The organism is Actinomadura sp. B10D3 (assembly GCF_039871695.1).
Lineage (GTDB): Bacteria > Actinomycetota > Actinomycetes > Streptosporangiales > Streptosporangiaceae > Spirillospora > Spirillospora madurae.
Genome location: NZ_JBDPLY010000013.1, coordinates 17,662 through 34,590 on the forward strand (window position 1 = coordinate 17,662; position 16,929 = coordinate 34,590).

The following is a 16,929-nucleotide window of genomic DNA, read 5'->3' on the forward strand; positions in this document are numbered from 1 at the left end:
CGCCTTTACTCGCCGGTGAAATTCGGGCTGCGCTTCTCGCGCTGCGCGGCGAGCCCCTCCAGCATGTCCCTGGACGACATCGTGACCGGCTGCGCGAGCGACTCCCAGCGCAGTGCCGACTCCATGTCGCGGTGGCCGCCGTTCGACAGCGCGACCTTGGTGAGCCGGGTCGCGATCGGCGCCTGCGCGGCGATCCGCTCGGCGACGCCGATCGCCTCGCCGAGCACGGAGGCGCGCGGGAAGGCCCGGTTGACCAGGCCCTGCTCCGCCGCCTCGGCGCCGGTGAGGACGCGTCCGGCCAGCAGCATCTCGCGGGCCAGCGGCAGCCCGGCGACCTCGGGGAACAGCCAGGTCGCGGCCATGCCGGGGTGCAACCCCAGGGCGGTGAACGGGGCGAGCAGCTTGGCGTCGTCCGCCGCGTACCGCAGGTCGCAGGCCAGCGCGAGGCACAGGCCGGCGCCGACGGCGTGCCCGTTGACGGCGGCGATCGTCGGCACCTCGAGATCGCGGATCGCCAGCCACGTCCGGTAGAACCCGAGCATCCGGTCGCGCAGCGGCGGGACGGCGACGGCCCCGGTGTCGGCGAGCCAGGAGAGGTTGCCCCCGGAGCTGAACGCGCTGCCCGCGCCGGTCACCACGACGCACCGCAGGCCGGTGTCCTCGCGCAGCTCCGCGATGGTCCGTTTCCACGCGGCGGTCAGCTCGTCCGACATCGCGTTGCGGCGATCGGGATCGTTGAGCGTGAGGACGGCGACCCCGTCGGGCCGGCGCTCGACCAGCAGCGCGTCATCAGGCGTGTCGGACATGGCTGGCACCGTACCGTGCCCGCCCCGCCGCGCCCCGGCCGCCCCCGGCGCCGCGTGAGAAAGCGCACACTTACAGCATTCGCCCAGGTCACGGCGTTCCGTACGGTTTGACAAAGCCGATACTTGCGCTTGGTTGTGGCGTGAACGACAGTGCATCGTCGACAATGGTCCGCGTGAGCGATCTTCCCCGCCGCGCGGTGACGCGGTCAGCAAAGCTGGCGTCCCTCCCCATCGGCTTCGCGGGGCGCACGGCCCTCGGCATGGGGAAGCGGACCTTCGGGCGCTCGGCCGAGGCCGTGGCGATGGAGATCCAGACCCGGACCGCCGAGCAGCTGTTCACGGTGCTCGGCGAGCTCAAGGGCGGGGCGATGAAGCTCGGCCAGATGCTGTCGATCTTCGAGGCGGCGCTGCCGCCGGAGATCGCCGGGCCGTACCGCGCCACGCTGACCAGGCTGCAGGAGGCCGCTCCCCCGCTGCCCGCCGCGACCGTCCACAAGGTCCTGGAGGAGTTCCTCGGCGAGGACTGGCGCGACTACTTCGAGTCGTTCGACGACCAGCCGGCCGCGGCGGCGTCCATCGGGCAGGTGCACCGCGCCGTCTGGCACGACGGCCGGGCCGTCGCGGTGAAGGTGCAGTACCCGGGCGCCGGCAAGGCGCTGATCAGCGACTTCAACCAGCTCGCACGGCTCGGCCGGCTGTTCGGCGTGCTGATGCCGGGCCTGGACGTCAAGGCGATGCTCGCCGAGCTCAAGGAGCGGGTGGTCGAGGAGCTCGACTACACGATCGAGGCCGAGTCCCAGCGGCTCTTCCGGGACGCCTACCTCGACGACCCCGACTACTCCATCCCCGAGGTCATCGCGCAGTCCGGCGACATCCTGATCACCGAGTGGATGGACGGCACCGCCCTCTCCAAGATCATCAGCGAGGGCGACCAGGAGACCCGCGACCACGCGGCCCTGCTGTACTGCCGGTTCCTGCTGTCCGGGCCGAAGCGCTCCGGCATGCTGCACGGCGACCCGCATCCCGGCAACTTCCGGCTGCTGGACGACGGCCGGCTCGGCGTCCTGGACTTCGGCGCCGTCGACCGCATCCCCGGCGGCTTCCAGCGGCGGCTCGGGCTGCTGCTGCGCATCGGCACGATGGCCGACATCGACGAGGTCGAGGAGGCCCTGCGCCGGGAGGACTTCATCCGCGAGGGCGTGGAGATCGACACCGAGTCGCTGCAGGCGTTCCTCGCCCCGATCACCGAGCCGTTCGTCACCGAGACCTTCAAGTTCAACCGGGAGTGGCTGCGCGACATGGCCGCGCGGGTCACCGACCTGCGCCCGTCCAACGTCGTCCGCCAGCTGAACCTGCCGCCCGAGTACGTGATCATCCACCGGGTCCTGTCCGCGGGCACCGGCGTCCTGTGCCAGCTGGAGTGCGAGATCCCGGCTCGCGCCGAGTCCCTGAAGTGGGTCCCGGGCTTCGCCGACGACGAAGACACCGAACTGATCACCAACTGAACAGGCGGCCTCCGCTCGCTGCGCTCGCTGCGTCCGCCGCAGAACAGCGCCCCCGGCAGCAGGACACGCCCCGCCGCAGGACACGCCCGCCGCAGGACACGGGCGCCCTCGCTGTGGGGCATGTGCGGTGGGGCTGTGGTGGTCGGCCGTTGTCGGGCATGGCTGAGGCCCCGCGCGGTGATGGGAGTGCGCGGGGCCTCGGCTTTCGCGCGGCCGGTGAGTGGGGCACCGGACGCGCTCCAGGTGCCCGCCGGGAGGCGTGCCGTCCGCCAAACCATCCAAGAAAGGACGGACGGCGGCCTGCGACCGGGCGGGCCGTTGATCTCAGTGGTGGTGCCGCGGCGACGGCACCTGGGCGTGGGTCTCCCCCGTGGTCGGCGCGAGCAGGACGCGGCTCACGCGCGAGGCCCTCGTGCGGGCCTCCCGGCGGGCCCGGCGCAGCGCGCGGACGCGGGCGGCCAGCTCATCGGGCACGGTCGCCGGTATTCGTTCCCGAGACAGGTCCTGGCTGAGCAATGTCATCTCGTTCTCCCTCGCGGCCCGGAGGCGCGGTCCCCGCACGGGGGCCGCGCCTCCGGGGTCGGTCCGGTCGAGTGTCGTGGCGGGCATCAGTGCCTCACACCGCCACTTCGTCCGGGCGCGGGTGCTTGCGCGGGCGGCCGCGCGGCCGCTTGCGCGGGACGATCACTCCGCGGACGAAGAGCTCGCCGCCCCAGACGCCCCAGGGCTCCTTGCGCTCGAGCGCGCCGGCGAGGCACTCCTTGCGGAGCGGGCACTCCAGGCACAGGGCCTTGGCGAGCTCGACGTCGGCGGGAGCCTCGGCGAAGAACAGCTCCGGGTCGGTCCGGCACGGAAGCGTGAGGTCCTCCTCGCTCACTGCGAGAGCCCCCTGCATCACAGTCACCCTTGTTCCTCTCGTTGGATCTCAACGGGCGTGTCGGTGGGTTGTCCGGGCAAAGAAGAAGGCCGCGGATCCGGTCTGGATCCGCGGCCTGGGGGCTTGCCGGTCGTCTGGCTAAACCGGTCGCCTCCAGGGGTACGGACCCGACACGCCACCCTTGGCGGTGACGCCCACGTGGGCCGTGGCCGGAGCCGGGACGCTCATGTCCTCGAGAAGGTGTTCGAAGACACTCCGCCCCAGGTCATCCTGGATTCGCTGCTCAAAGCGCTGCTCGCGCCAATTCGTGCCGCGCAGGTCACGCAGTCGCGAGCCGTACACCGCGCCGTGCGCGGACAGGCCGGGCTCCGAGACGCGCGAGATCGAGGCACCAGGGCATGCGGCGATCCAGGAAGACCTGAGTTTCATCAACGTGTTGCTCACCGGATCGCACACCACCTCTCTGGTTCCTCGGGCCGGGGCCGGCGGATCCATGATCCACACCGGTCGGCCGGTTGATTGCTCGCGACGAGCGTACGGGGATCCCGCGAAATCAACAAGGTATTTTTGACCTGCGGGTTTGTGGGTCAGTTCACCCTTGTTCCGCAGAACCGGGGGCGCCGGCCGAGCGTCGAACCCTCACGGGAGCCCCATATGGAGCGATCATCTCACGGGCGGGAGTCGGAGACCCGGATCAGGCCCTCCTGCATGACGGAGACGACCAGCTCCCCGGAGTGGGTGAACACCTGACCGCGGGCGAGGCCCCGCGCACCCCCCGCGAACGGCGTGTCCTGGTAGTACAGCAGCCAGTCGTCGGCGCGGAACGGCCTGTGGAACCACATGGCGTGGTCGAGGCTGGCGCCCATCGTCCGCTGGTCGCCCCAGGCCAGGCCGTGGTTGAGCAGGACGGTGTCGAGCAGCGTCATGTCCGAGGCGTAGGTCATGAGGCACACGTGCAGCAGCGGGTCGTCGGGCAGCTCGCCGTCCACCTTCAGCCACACCTTGGACTCGGGGGTGGCGAGGGACGGGTCCTTCGCGGCCTCCCAGGTCAGCGGCGTCGCGTGCCGGATGTCGAACGGGCGGCGGCTGACGAACTCGCGGGCGCCGACCTCGCCGAACAGCGGGGTGAGGCGGGTCAGCCCGTCCGGCAGCGTCTCGGGCTCGGGCGCGTCCGGCATCGGCGCCTGGTGGGACGGCCCGTCCTCGGCGATCTGGAACGAGGCCGACAGCGTGAAGATCGCCTTGCCGTGCTGGACGGCGGTGACGCGGCGGGTGGTGAAGGAGCGCCCGTCCCGGACCCGGTCGACGGTGTAGACGAGCGGTACCAGCGGGTCGCCGGGACGGATGAAGTAGGCGTGCAGGGAGTGCACGGGCCGGTTCGCCGGGACGGTGCGCCCCGCGGCGACGAGCGCCTGCCCCGCCACCTGCCCGCCGAAGACGCGCTGCCGCCGCTCCTCGGGGCTGCGGCCGCGGAAGATGTCGTTCTCGATCTGCTCCAGGTCGAGCAGGTCCAAAAGATCCTTCAGCGATTGCTTCACGGCCGCCAGTCTTCCCTATCGTCCGCAGTGAGCCGGATCTCACCCCGGAACGCGCGCCGTCAGTGGCCGCAGAGGGTCAGGACGGCGTCGCCGTAGCGGTCGAGCTTGACCTTGCCCACGCCGGGGATGCGGGCCAGCTCGTCCATCGACTCGGGGCGGCGCTCGGCAATCGCCTGGAGCGTCGCGTCGGTGAAGACGACGTAGGCGGGGATCTTCTGGTCGGCGGAGACCTGGGCGCGCCAGTCCTTGAGGGCGAGAAGGAGCTCCTCGTTGAGCTCGGAGGGGCAGTCCTCGCAGCGGCCGAGCTTGCGTTCGACGGCGGCGGTGAGCGGGCGGCCGCACACCCGGCACGGCTGCGGGCCCTTGGCCGGACGCCGTTTCGACCGGTCGACGCGGGCGGGCATGTGCGTGGTGGTCTTGCCGGTGAGGCCGTCCAGGAAGCGGGACGGGCGGCGCATCTGCGAACCACCGGGAGAGCGCGCCAGCGCCCAGGACAGGTTGAGGTGGACGCGGGCGCGGGTCACGCCCACGTAGAGCAGGCGCCGCTCCTCCTCGACCTGCTCGGGCGTCTTGGCGTAGACGATGGGCAGCGTGCCTTCGGCGAGCCCCACGAGGAACACCGCGTCCCACTCGAGGCCCTTGGCGGCGTGCAGGGACGCGAGCGTGACGCCCTCCAGGGGCGGCGCGTGCTGCGCGGCGGCGCGCTCCTCCAGTTCGGCGACGAAGTCGGGGAGGCCGGCCTTGGGGTTGTCGGCGGCCATGTCCTCGGCGAGCTGGGCCAGGGCCGCGAGGGACTCCCAGCGCGCGCGGGCCGCGCCCGCTCCCTCGGGCGGCCGGTCGGAGAACCCGGCCCCGGACAGGACGTGCCGGACGGTCTGGATCAGCCCCATGCCGTCGGTCTCGGCGTCGCCGCCCGCCCGCGCCGCGCCGCGCAGCCGCACCACGGCCTCGCGCACCTCGGGCCGCTCGAAGAACCGCTCCGCGCCGCGCAGCACGTACGGGACGCCCACCGCGGCCAGCGCCGACTCGTACGTCTCGGACTGCGCGTTGATCCGGTACAGGATCGCGATCTCCCGCGCGGGGACGCCCTCCTCGATCAGCTTGCGGGCGCGGCGCGCGGCGTCGTCGGCCTCGGCGACCTCGTCGTCGTACTCGTTGAACACCGGCTCGGGCCCGTTGTCGCGCTGGGCCCGCAGCTCCAGCCGGTGCCGGACGCCCTTCGCCTGCCCGATGACCCCGTTCGCCAGCTGGACGACCTGCGGCGTCGAGCGGTAGTCGCGGACGAGCTCGACGACCTTCGCGCTCGGGTGCTCGCGGGTGAAGTCGAGCAGGTGGGACGGGGACGCGCCGGTGAACGAGTAGATCGTCTGGTTGGGGTCGCCGACGACGCACAGGTCGTCGCGGTCGCCGAGCCAGGTGTCGAGCAGCATCTTCTGCAGCGGGTTGACGTCCTGGAACTCGTCCACGACGAAGTACCGGTACTGCTCGCGGACCTGGCCGGCGACCTCGCGGTGCTCGGTGAGGACGGCGGCGGTCAGCTCCAGCATCCCCTCGAAGTCGAGCAGGTTGCGCTCGCGCCTGAGCTGCTCGTACATGGCGTAGACGCGGGCGATGTCGACGACCTCGGCGGGCGGCCGGCGGCCCGCCTTGGCGACCGCGGCGGGGTAGTCCTCGGGGCGGTTCTGGGTGACCTTCGCCCACTCGATCTCGCTCGCGACGTCGCGCAGCTCCGTCCGCCCGAGGGAGAGCCGGCAGGCCCGCGCCGCGTCCGCGACGAGGCCGATCTTCGAGTCGATGATCTTGGGAGGTTCGCCGCCGACGACGCGCGGCCAGAAGTAGGTGAGCTGCCGCAGCGCCGCCGCGTGGAAGGTGCGGGCCTGCACACCGGGCGCGCCGAGCTGCCGCAGGCGGCTGCGCAGCTCCCCGGCCGCGCGTGTGGTGAACGTCACGGCGAGCACCCGCTGCGGCGTCACCACGCCGGTCAGGGTGGCGTAGGCGATCCGGTGGGTGATGGCCCTGGTCTTGCCCGTGCCCGCGCCCGCGAGCACGCATACCGGGCCCTTGACCGCTTCGGCGACCGCCCGCTGCTCGGGGTCGAGTCCCTCCAGCACCGACTCTGCTGACATCCCTCCATACTCGCAGCCCGCCCCACCCGTATCAGCCGGCACGCCCACCTGTGGACAACCTCGGAATGCGCGCCGCTGGTTCACTGTTCATGCGAGGGCACAGATCGTCCGAACGAACGAACGAGGGAGACGCGGAAGCGATGGCGACGCCGACGACCGACCAGCCCAAGGGCGCGGCCGGTCAGCTCACCATGTACACGACGTCCTGGTGCGGCTTCTGCCGCCGCCTGAAGAACCAGCTGGCCCGCGACGGTATCGAGATGGCCGAGGTCGACATCGAGCGCGACCCGAAGGCGGCCGAGTTCGTGATGAGCGTCAACGGCGGCAACCAGACGGTTCCGACGGTCCTGTTCCCCGACGGCACCGCGGTGACCAACCCCAGCGCCAAGGCGGTCAAGGCGAAGCTCGCCTCCCTCGCCTGACCACGCGACGAGCCCGGCGTCCACCGCGGACGCCGGGCTCGCGCATGTCAGAACGGCTGCATCTTCGGGAGCTCGCCGCCGTACCAGCGCATGATGAGCTGGGCGGCGATGGACAGCGGGCCCGGGGCGACGATCTCGCCCGCGTCGATGGCGGCGCGCAGCTCGTCGCGGGTGTACCAGGCGGCGTCCAGGATCTCCTCGGGGTCGGGCCGCAGCGGGAGGTCGCCGTCCGTGCGGGCGGTGAAGCCGAGCATGAGGCTCTGCGGCAGTGGCCACGGCTGGCTGCCGAGGTAGCGGACGTCCCGCACGGGCAGCCCGACCTCCTCGTTCACCTCCCGCGCGACCGCCTGCTCCAGCGACTCCCCCGGTTCGACGAACCCGGCGAGGATCGAGCGGCGGTCGGCGGGCCACTGCGGGCCGCGGGCGAGCAGGATCCGGTCGGACTCGTCCGTCACGAGCATGATCACCGCGGGGTCGACGCGCGGGAAGTGCTGCGACCCGTCCTCGGGGCAGACGCGCACGTGCCCCGCTGACGTCACCTGCGTCTCGGTGCCGCAGCGAGGGCAGTACCCGTTGGTGTTGTGCCAGTGCTCCAGCGCGACGGCGTGGGTGAGCAGCCCGGAGTCCTGGTCGTCCAGGAGGGCGCCGACGCGGCGCAGCCCGGCGGGCTCGGCCCCCTCGATGGCGGGCAGCGGCCCGGACACGCCGAAGTAGGCGGTGCCGCCGTCGTCCGCGCCGAGGAGCCAGCGGTCCCCGTCCGGTGCCTGCTCCGGTGGGAGGAGGACCAGCGCGGGGCTGGGCTCGTAGGTGACGAGCGACCGTCCGTCATGGACGACCAGCACGCGCGTCTTCGGGTCGGCCCAGGCGGTCTCCAGCCACGCGTCGTCGCGGCGGTTGAGCGCGACGCGGTCGAGCGTTCCACGCGCGAGCGCCAGCCACTCCAGTGGGGCGTTGGTCACTTGTGCTCCCTTCCAGGCGGTTTCAGCGCAGCGCGGTGGCGAGTTCTTCCCACAGGTACGCGGCCGCCTCGGCGCCCTTGAGGAGCAGCGGGATCTCGACCTTCTCGTTGGGGGCGTGGATGCGGTCGCCATCGAGGCCGACCGCGACGAAGATCAGCGGTGCGTCCAGGATGTCGGCGAGGTCGGCTTCGGGGCCGCTGCCGCCTTCGCGGGTGAACAGGACCTCGGTGCCGAAGGCCCGCTCCAGGGCGCGCCGCGCGGCCTTGACGCCGGGCGAGCCGATCGGGGAGAAGCAGGGGCGGACGCCGCCGCCGGGGATGCGGACCTCGGCCTCGACCCCGGGCGGGGTCCGCTCGGCGACCCACCTGCGGAACTGGTCCTGGACCGTGCCCGGGTCCTGCCCGGCGGCGAGCCGGAACGAGATCTTGGCGTGCGCCTCGCGGGGGACGATCGTCTTGCCGCCCGGCCCGGTGTGCCCGCCCCACATGCCGTTGATCTCGGCGGTCGGCCGCGCCCAGACGCGTTCGAGGGTGGTGTAGCCCTTCTCGCCGTGGGCGGCGCGGCTGTTGCCGGCGGTGCGCAGCCACTCGTCCTCGTCGAACGGGAGCCGCGCGAACAGCTCGCGCTCCTCGTCCGTCAGCGGGACGACGTCGTCGTAGAAGCCGGGGAGGGTGACGCGGCCGTCCGCGTCGTGCAGCGAGGCGAGCAGCTCGGCCATCGCGTGCAGCGGGTTGGGGACGGCGCCGCCGAACGAGCCGGAGTGCAGGTCGCCGTCCGGGCCGCGCAGGGTGACCTCGGCCTCGGTGAGGCCGCGCATGCCGGTGCACATGGACGGGACGTCCTCCGCCCACATCGTGGTGTCGCTGATGACGACGGCGTCGCAGGCGAGCCGGTCGCGGTGGGTGCGGAGCAGATCGGCGAAGTGCACCGACCCCGACTCCTCCTCGCCCTCGACCAGGAGCTTGACGGTGACCGGCGGGGCCTGCCGCCCGGACGCGGCCAGCAGCGCGCGGATACCGAGGGTGTGGAAGAAGACCTGCCCCTTGTCGTCGGACGCGCCCCGCCCGATGAGCTGGTCGCCCTTCTCGACGGGCGTGAAGGGGTCGGTGTCCCACTCGTCCAGCGGCTCGACCGGCTGGACGTCGTGGTGGCCGTACACGACGACGGCGGGCGCGTCCGGGTCGTCGGCGGGCCATTCGGCGTAGACGGCGGGGTGCCCGCCCGTCTCCCAGACCTCGACGATCGGGAACCCCTGGTCGCGCAGGTACCCGGACAGCCATGTCGCGGACCTGAGAACGTCGCCGGTATGCGCGGGGTCACCCGAGATGGACGGGATCGCCAGCCACTCCTTGAGGTCGGCGACGAACCGGTCCTTGTCGGCCCGGATGTAGGCGGCTATGTCGTTCACCTGCAAGCCCCTCCGCTTTTCGTGATGTCAGCGCATGTCGTAATGTCAGGCTGAGCTTCTTCCGTCCCGGCTCTCCGTCCGCCCCCCGCGTCACGGGATTCCCGAAGACAAGAAACTCACAGTAAGGGATCCCGTTGCCTGGTTCCTGGGAGTGGCCTTGATCCTCATCGACCCGCCCCTGTGGCCCGCCCGCGGCCGCGTGTGGTCCCACATGGTGAGCGACGTGTCGTACGAGGAGCTGCACGCGTTCGCGGCGGAGCTGGGGATGCCGGTGCGGGCGTTCGACCGCGACCACTACGACGTCCCGTCCGGCCTGTACGAGGCGGCGCTGCGCCAGGGGGCGGAAGCGGTGGGGTGCCAGGAGCTGCTGCTGCGGCTGACCAAGGCGGGGCTGCGCCGCCGCAAGGTCCGCCAGCCCCAGGTCTAGGCGCTGAGGAGCATCAGCTCCGTGCGGATGTTCGCCCGCGCCCGTTCCTCGAAACGGTCGTGCGCGGCGGGCGTGTGGAAGAGCCGGGGCAGCGCGAGCAAGCCGTTGAGGACTTCGGCCCGTCCCGCCATGAAGAGCTCGTCGGGGACGAACGCGTACTCCTCGCGCACCGCGGCGGCGTAGGCGGCGTACCGGCCGGGCTCGGCCCCGAGGATCGCGAGGTCGGCGTCGCAGAGGACCTGCCCGTCCGCGTCGTCCTCGTCCGGCGCGTGCGTGGTGGTCAGCTCGACGAGCCGGACGACCTGGTCCACGTCCTGCCGCCCGAGGTCGGTGTCGGCGAGCATGCGGGCCGCCAGGCGGGCGCTGCGCTCCTCGTTGTCGGCGCGCTCGGGGTCGTAGACGGCGTCGTGGAACCAGGCGGCGAGCCGGACGAGGTCGGGCTCGGCCGCGTGCCCGGCCAGCTCGTCCACGAGGTCGAGGACGGCGGCGAGGTGCTCGCGGGTGTGGTACCGGCGGTGCGGCTCCCCGTAGCGCTCGTCCAGTTCCGCGCCGATATGTCTGGTGTGAGGTCCCGCCAGCGCGACCCACCGGTCGACAAGGTCCATGGCCCCATCGTGGCGGATCGCCGGGCGGCCGGGACACGCGATGTCGCCGTTCTTGCGTGCGACCGGCGCCCCGGCCGCTATGGTGATCACTGCGAGTTAGGCAAGGCTTACCTCACCACGAGGCGGCCGCGCTCGCGTCTGCTCACCCACGGGCTCACCACTCATTGGCGGAATGGAAAGGCCGGTCGTGGCCGCCTCTCTCTACCTGGTCGCCGGCAAGGCGACCGACTCGGTGACGCACGGGTTCGTGCCCGCCGCCGCGCGCCTGGGCCTGGATGTGACGCTTCTCACCGACCGTCCCGGCGCCCATCCGTTCGACGGCCCGGTCGTCGAGTGCGACGTCTCCGACTTCCGCGACATCATCGCCCGCATCGACGGGGAGCACGCGGCCGTCTTCTCCAACAGCGACTTCCTCCAGGCGCCCGCCGCCCTGGCCGCCGCGTACTTCGGGCTGCCCGCCAAGGACTGGCGCGCCGCGACCCGCGCGAAGAACAAGGCGCTTCTGCGGCGGCATCTCTCGTCCATCGACCCGGTCTTCTCCGCGGACGCCTTCCATGTGCCGGCCGACGCGCCGTTCCCGCTGGTGGTCAAACCGCGGGAGGGGGTGGCCAGCGAGGACGTGTTCCTCGTCCGGGACGCCGGGGAACTCGCCGCACGCGTGGAGGAGATCGCCGCGCGCAGGAGCGATCCCCTTGTCGCGGAGGAGTACCTGCCGGGGCACCTCTACACGCTGGAGACGCTCGGGGACGGGCAGGAGCTACGCGTCCTGGGGTCGTTCCGTACGACGCTCTCCCCGCCACCCTTCTTCGTCGAAGAGCGCCTGGAGTGGACGGCCCCTCCTCCAGAGACGCCACAGGTGCTGCGCCAACTGGAAGCTCTGGGAATCGGGTTCGGAGCCTGTCACACAGAGTTCGTCGTGCACGAGGGCCGCGCCCGCATCATCGAGGTCAATTACAGGCTCATCGGTGACCACTGCGACTTCCTGCTGGCCGATCTGCTGGGCGTGCCGCTCTTCGAGCAGATCCTTCAGGTCCACCTGGGCGCGGGGTTGCCGGGCCACCGGGTTCCCCAGCCGCGGCACGCCGTCGCGGAGCCGGTCATCGCGGACCGCTCGGGCACGCTCACCGCGGCCCCGGGACCCCTGACCCTGGACGACGGCCCGGTGCGGCTCGCCTACCGTCCGCAGCGCGCGGTGGGCGACTCCGTCGCGGTGACCCGCACCAACCGCGACTACCTGGGCACGGTCCGCGCGATCGGCCCGGGACCGGACGAGGTCGACGCCGCCCTGGCGCGGTTCCGCGCGTCCCACGACTGGACGATCGCGTGACCTCCGACGACGAAGACCTGCTCGCCACCCGTGTCCTCGACGCGCTGCTGCGGGAGGACTACGCGGGCCTGCGGCGGTTCGTCCGGAACGGTGCGCTGGAGCTTCCGGGCCTCCGGGTGCGCCTGGTCGAGGCACGCCCCGCCTTCCTCTCCGACGTCGTCGTGGAACCCGGGCAGGGCCTGACGCTCCGGGACGCCTTCCACGCCGTCCGCACGGTGGCCGACCCGCGCGACGACACGGCGGCCTTCGAGCGCGAGTGCCTGGACGCGCTGGCGACCGCCAAGCTGCACGGCGACGCGCGGCCGGCCGTCCACCGGCGGCTCGCCCGGCTCCCGGACGAGCTGCGGACGGGTCCCGGCGCGTTCTACGAGACGCTGGCGGCCTACAACGACCACCCGGTACATCCGACGGGCCGGAGCCGCACCGGGCTCTCCCTGGCCGATCTGAGCCGCTACGCACCCGAGTTCGCGCCGTCGTTCCCGCTGCGCTGGGCGGCGGTGGGGAACCCCACCCTCGCCGGGACGCTCCCCGGCTGGTGGCCGGCCCCCGCAGACGTGGGCCTGGCCTCGGCAGGGACGCTGTTCCCCGTCCACCCGCTGGCGGCCCGGCAGGTGCGCGCCCTGCCCGGCGCCGTTCTCGCACCGGACGCGTTTCTCCAGGTCACGCCCACACTGTCCATGCGGACCGTGGCCGCGGCGCCGCTCGTCCACGTGAAGACGCCGCTCCCGACCAGCACGCTCGGGCTCCGCAACAAGCGCACCATCAAGCCCGGCACGCTCGCGGACGGCGCCCTGGTCGAACGCATCCTGCGGCAGGTGCTCCTCCACGAACCGGCGCTCCCGGTCGTCCTCGCCGACGAACAGACCTACGGGCACGCTGGCGACCCCCTGCTCGCCTATCTGGTGCGGCGCTTCCCACCCGATATCGCGCGCTCGCACATCGTCCCGGTGGCGGCGCTGCTCGCCGAAGCACCGGACGGGGGCCACGTGATCGAACGATGGGACGTCGAGGCACTGTTCGACGCCTACCTGGCGGCGTTGTTCTCCTGGAACGTCACGCTGTTCCGCTACGGCATCGCGCTGGAGGCGCATCAGCAGAACGTCGCCCTCGTCTTGGACGACGCCCCGCTCCGCCTCCTCCTCAAGGACAACGACGGCGCACTGGTCGACCCGTCTCGGCTCCGTGAACGGCTGGGGCCGCCATCCCCCGGCACCGACCCCCGCGACCTGGTCGACCACCGCATGACGACCTCCGATCCGGAAGCGCTGGCCCGAGTCTTCGTCACCATCACGCTGCACCTGTGTGCGGCCGCGCCCGCCCTGGGACTGTCCAAGCTCGGCCTGCTCCCGTGGCGCACCGGCCTGCGGATGATCCGGGAGCGGCTCGACGAGGCGCTCGGACGGGACGACGCGTTCCTGCGCTCGCGCACGCTGGACGCCGGCACGCTGCCGGGCAAGGCCATGGTCACCGCCGGAACCCTCGTCGACAAGGCGCGGACCGGCGCGGCGGACATCAACAAGCATTACGGCCCACCGGGGCCCAACTACCTACGGGACTCGACCTATCCACGGGACTCGATGTGCTGCTGACAGAACCGGCCCTCACGGCCGACGACGCCACCGCGACCGCGCTCCTCAACTGCCTGGTCCGGGAGGTGTGCGCGCCCGAGCAGCAGGTCTGGCCGGACGGCGTGCACCCGGGGGGCGCTCATCTCATCGTCCGGCTGCCCCGCGCGGGCGTCGTGCTGCGCATGGGCCTGGCCCGTCCCCCGGCCGGCGCCGCCCACCGCCTCGTGCCGCCGTACGAGGAGCGCCGGGGGGACGAATGGGCACCGGCACCCTGGGACAGGCTGGCGAACCTGGTCGCCGGTGAACTGGAACTCGCGACGGGCCACCCGAACCCCGAATTCCTCGCGCAGGCGGCCGACAGTCACAGAGCGCTCACCGCCATCATCGCCGCCCGCGGCGAGCCTTCAGGGGACGCCTACATCGACTCCGAGCAGTCCCTTGTCGCGGGGCATCGCTTCCACCCGTCCCCCAAGGCCCGGCAGGGGTCCCCGTCGGAGTGGCTGCGCTACGCGCCGGAGACCCGGGCGCGTTTCCGCCCGCTCTGGCTGGCCGTCCCTGAACACCTCATCGCCGAAGAAGGCACCCCGGAGGCCTTCGAAGCCCTGGAGACCTACGGCCCTCCGGTGCCATCCGGCCGGCGGCTCCTCCCCGTCCACCCCTGGCAGTTCTCCCTGCTGGCCGGTAATCCGCTCCTGCAGAAGGCCCTGGCGGACGGCTCGCTGCTCAACCTCGGCCCATCGGACACCGAAGCAGTGCCCACATCGTCCGTCCGTACCGCATACTTGCCGGACGCCGACGTGTTCTGCAAGTTCAGCCTGGACGTGCGCATCACCAACTGCGTCCGCAAGAACGCCTGGTACGAGCTGACCGGGGCGATCGCCCTCAACGACCTCCTGCCGCCCATCCTCGAAAAGCTGGACGCCACGTTCCTCGCGGAGCCCGCCTACCGCAGCATCGCTCTCCCGGACCGCCGCCTGTACGAGGGCCTCGGCGTGATCCTCCGCCAAGGCGTCAAGTCCCTCCCGGGAACACCGCTCCTGGCAGGCGCCCTGGCCGACCCGTACAACAGGTGGCTCGCGGATCTGCCCGTCCTTTCAACCGCGGACGGCGCCGCAGCCTGGTGGGACGCCTACGTCGCCAAGGTGGCACCCCCCGTACTCAGCGCCTACCTCGACCACGGCGTTGTGCTGGAGCCGCACCTGCAGAACGTCCTCATCTGCGTCGACTCCACAGGTATACCGGTCCATGCCGCGTTCCGAGACCTGGAGGGCACGAAACTGACCGCGGGACGCTGGGACCTGACGCACCTCCCCTCCCGCGTGGCCGAAGGGCTCACCTACGAGCACGACCGGGGCTGGAACCGCGTCGTCTACTGCCTCCTCGTCAACCATCTGACGGAGATGGCCGCCGCGGTGGCCGACCTCCATCCGTCCCTGGAACGAACCCTCTGGCGGACGGCGAGAGAGCATTTCCGCGCCCACGACGACCACCCTCAGATCAGGGCGCTCCTGGCAGGTGTGCCGCTGCCCGCAAAGGCGAACCTCCGCACCCGCTGGTCCCGCACCGCAGACCGCGGAGCGACCTACGTCCCCGTCCCCAACCCTCTGGCAGCACCCCGACCACTATGAACACCGACTTCGCCCGGAACCTCGACAGCTACCCGGCTTATCTCTACAACCTGACCGGCTTGGAAACCCACGTCCTCGACATCCGCGCGAGCCTGCCCGGCACGGAACTCTTCTACGCCGCCAAAGCCAATCCGGACGTCGAGATCCTCTGCACGCTCGCCCCTCACGTCGACGGCATGGAAGTCTCCTCCGGAGGGGAACTGGCCCACGTCCGGGAGACGGTGCCCGGCGTTTCCATGGCCTTCGGCGGCCCAGGCAAGACAGACGAAGAACTCCATCTGGCCCGCACGCTCAAGGCGGACAGGATTCACGTGGAGAGCCCGAACGAGCTCGCCCGCCTGGCCGCTCAGGGACCTGCCGACGTCCTCCTCCGCGCGAACCTCCCGGTGCACGTCCCGAACGCCGCGCTCACCATGAGCGGCCCGTTCGGCATGGACGAGGACACCCTCGACGAATGCGCCCGCCTCCTGACCGAGAACCCCCACCTGACCCTTCGAGGCGTCCATGCACACCTGGCCTCCGGCCTGGACGCCCCCACCCTTCTCGACGTGGCCTACGAGATAGCCGAATGGGCGCTCCCCTGGCTGAAGGCCCGAGGAGTGGAGGAACCCGAGCTCAATGTGGGAGGCGGTATGGGCGTCGACTACTCGTCACCGGAAAGCCGCTTCGACTGGAGAACCTACGGAAACGGCCTGAGCACCATCCCCGCGAAAGTCCGCATAGAACCCGGCCGATCAATGACCGCCTATCACGGCTGGTACGTCACCGACGTTCTGGACGTGAAAACCACGCGAGGCGAGACTTACGTCATCCTCAGAGGCGGCACCCACCACCTGAGGACTCCGGCGGCGAAGGGCCACGACCATCCCTTCAAGGTCCTCACCGCGAACGGTCCGGAAAGCCCCGCCACCCTGGTCGGCCAGCTATGCACGCCGAAGGACGTCTTCGCCCGCGACTGCCTGGTCCCGCCCTTGATCCCCGGCGACATCATCGCCTTCACCATGGCCGGCGCCTACGCGTGGAACATCTCCCACCACGATTTCCTCATGCACCCGAAACCGGCCTTCCACTACCTGCGCTGACCCCGAAGGCGTTCAGGGGCGGGGGCTGCCGTACCAGCGCCACGACGTGAGGCGCGGACGGCCGGGAAGCTCTCCACGTCCCGTGGCCCAGAGCAGCGTCGGCCAGGGTTCGGTGTCGGTCGGCGCATCCGGGAACAGGCGGCCCAGGACGCGTGCGCAGAGGCCGGCGGGCGGCTCCCAGGGGAGCCCCAGGCCGTCCGCCAGGTCGTAGGTGTGGACGACGGTCTCCACGATGCCCATCGCGGCGAAGCCCTCACCGTCGGCGGCGCCGAAGATGTGGTGGGCGAGGACGTCGGGAGCGGCCGTCCGCACCATGGCGGAGAGCATCCCGCCGCACGCTTCGAGCACCTGGAGCAGGCCCGCAGGCCCCGCGTCCCGGTCGGCGTGGATCGCGTTGTGGGGACCGCCCGGCCGGCGGCTCTCCCAGATGAACGGGACCTCGCCGTCCATCGGCGGCTTTGACGGAGCCAACTGCGCCGCAAAGGCGAAGAGGTCGTCGCTGAGATGCTCGGCGGTCTCCCAGCACGTCCATTCGAGCGACCCGGCCTTGGCGTCCCAGGCGTCCGCGGGAGCCTCCCGCAATGTGGCGACGGCCGATCTGACGGCCAGGTCGAGGTCATCGGCGGTAACGAGGGCAGTTGAGTCAGGCAC

Annotated in this window: 17 protein-coding genes; 7 read left to right on the forward strand and 10 right to left on the reverse strand. The window is 71.6% G+C overall.

The window, feature by feature from the left end; translation table 11 throughout:
* Positions 1-5 precede the first annotated feature (5 nt).
* A complete protein-coding gene (locus ABGB11_RS20245; RefSeq protein ID WP_347634994.1) occupies positions 6-806 on the reverse strand; it encodes an enoyl-CoA hydratase-related protein in 801 nt (266 codons plus the stop codon).
* Positions 807-979: 173 nt separating this feature from the next.
* On the opposite strand from ABGB11_RS20245, the gene ABGB11_RS20250 reads away from it, so the two are divergent.
* Entirely contained in the window at positions 980-2,311 is a 1,332-nt protein-coding gene (locus ABGB11_RS20250; RefSeq protein WP_347635016.1) for an AarF/ABC1/UbiB kinase family protein, read from the forward strand.
* Between the two features lie 324 nt (positions 2,312-2,635).
* On the opposite strand, the gene ABGB11_RS20255 is transcribed toward ABGB11_RS20250, so the two are convergent.
* The 5 genes from ABGB11_RS20255 to ABGB11_RS20275 all read right to left on the reverse strand — a co-directional run bounded on the left by ABGB11_RS20255 (position 2,636) and on the right by ABGB11_RS20275 (position 6,852).
* Complete coding sequence (locus ABGB11_RS20255; RefSeq protein ID WP_347635018.1) at positions 2,636-2,833, reverse strand: hypothetical protein; 198 nt, start codon at positions 2,831-2,833, stop codon at positions 2,636-2,638.
* Positions 2,834-2,927: 94 nt separating this feature from the next.
* Positions 2,928-3,206 (reverse strand): WhiB family transcriptional regulator, encoded by a 279-nt coding sequence (locus ABGB11_RS20260; RefSeq protein ID WP_052357680.1) that lies wholly within the window; start codon positions 3,204-3,206, stop codon positions 2,928-2,930.
* Positions 3,207-3,326: 120 nt separating this feature from the next.
* A complete protein-coding gene (locus ABGB11_RS20265; protein ID WP_347635020.1) occupies positions 3,327-3,632 on the reverse strand; it encodes a hypothetical protein in 306 nt (101 codons plus the stop codon).
* A gap of 224 nt (positions 3,633-3,856) precedes the next feature.
* Complete coding sequence (gene tesB / locus ABGB11_RS20270) at positions 3,857-4,726, reverse strand: acyl-CoA thioesterase II (protein ID WP_347635022.1); 870 nt, start codon at positions 4,724-4,726, stop codon at positions 3,857-3,859.
* Positions 4,727-4,785: 59 nt separating this feature from the next.
* A complete protein-coding gene (locus ABGB11_RS20275) occupies positions 4,786-6,852 on the reverse strand; it encodes an ATP-dependent DNA helicase UvrD2 (protein ID WP_347635024.1) in 2,067 nt (688 codons plus the stop codon).
* A 140-nt stretch (positions 6,853-6,992) separates the two neighbouring features.
* Between ABGB11_RS20275 and ABGB11_RS20280 the strand changes: the two genes are divergently transcribed.
* The gene (locus ABGB11_RS20280) at positions 6,993-7,274 is read left to right on the forward strand and encodes a mycoredoxin (RefSeq protein ID WP_347635026.1); all 282 of its coding nucleotides are present in this window, start codon (positions 6,993-6,995) and stop codon (positions 7,272-7,274) included.
* A gap of 47 nt (positions 7,275-7,321) precedes the next feature.
* Here the strand turns inward: ABGB11_RS20280 and nudC are convergent, their stop codons facing one another.
* On the reverse strand, positions 7,322-8,233 hold the full coding sequence (nudC, locus tag ABGB11_RS20285) for an NAD(+) diphosphatase (protein WP_347635028.1): 912 nt from the start codon (positions 8,231-8,233) through the stop codon (positions 7,322-7,324).
* A 22-nt stretch (positions 8,234-8,255) separates the two neighbouring features.
* A complete protein-coding gene (locus ABGB11_RS20290) occupies positions 8,256-9,641 on the reverse strand; it encodes a dipeptidase (protein WP_347635030.1) in 1,386 nt (461 codons plus the stop codon).
* Between the two features lie 157 nt (positions 9,642-9,798).
* Here ABGB11_RS20290 and ABGB11_RS20295 point away from each other — a divergent pair, with 157 nt between their 5' ends.
* Positions 9,799-10,068, forward strand: coding sequence for a DUF4031 domain-containing protein (locus ABGB11_RS20295; RefSeq protein ID WP_347635032.1), 270 nt, complete (start codon positions 9,799-9,801; stop codon positions 10,066-10,068).
* Here ABGB11_RS20295 and ABGB11_RS20300 read toward each other — a convergent pair.
* Positions 10,065-10,673: an HD domain-containing protein gene (locus ABGB11_RS20300; RefSeq protein WP_347635034.1), complete on the reverse strand. Its 609-nt coding sequence runs from the start codon at positions 10,671-10,673 to the stop codon at positions 10,065-10,067. The genes ABGB11_RS20295 and ABGB11_RS20300 overlap by 4 nt on opposite strands.
* A 187-nt stretch (positions 10,674-10,860) precedes the next feature.
* Between ABGB11_RS20300 and ABGB11_RS20305 the strand changes: the two genes are divergently transcribed.
* Genes ABGB11_RS20305 through ABGB11_RS20320 form a run of 4 tightly spaced genes read left to right on the forward strand, consistent with a single transcriptional unit; the run spans position 10,861 to position 16,278 of the window.
* Positions 10,861-12,000: an ATP-grasp domain-containing protein gene (locus ABGB11_RS20305; protein ID WP_347635036.1), complete on the forward strand. Its 1,140-nt coding sequence runs from the start codon at positions 10,861-10,863 to the stop codon at positions 11,998-12,000.
* Positions 11,997-13,589 (forward strand): IucA/IucC family protein, encoded by a 1,593-nt coding sequence (locus ABGB11_RS20310; RefSeq protein ID WP_347635038.1) that lies wholly within the window; start codon positions 11,997-11,999, stop codon positions 13,587-13,589. Before ABGB11_RS20305 ends, ABGB11_RS20310 begins: the two co-directional genes overlap by 4 nt.
* Positions 13,580-15,196 (forward strand): IucA/IucC family protein, encoded by a 1,617-nt coding sequence (locus tag ABGB11_RS20315; protein ID WP_347635040.1) that lies wholly within the window; start codon positions 13,580-13,582, stop codon positions 15,194-15,196. The genes ABGB11_RS20310 and ABGB11_RS20315 overlap by 10 nt, the downstream gene beginning before the upstream one ends.
* A complete protein-coding gene (locus ABGB11_RS20320) occupies positions 15,193-16,278 on the forward strand; it encodes an alanine racemase (RefSeq protein ID WP_347635041.1) in 1,086 nt (361 codons plus the stop codon). The genes ABGB11_RS20315 and ABGB11_RS20320 overlap by 4 nt, the downstream gene beginning before the upstream one ends.
* Before the next feature lie 12 nt (positions 16,279-16,290).
* On the opposite strand, the gene ABGB11_RS20325 is transcribed toward ABGB11_RS20320, so the two are convergent.
* A complete protein-coding gene (locus tag ABGB11_RS20325) occupies positions 16,291-16,929 on the reverse strand; it encodes a maleylpyruvate isomerase N-terminal domain-containing protein (RefSeq protein ID WP_347635042.1) in 639 nt (212 codons plus the stop codon).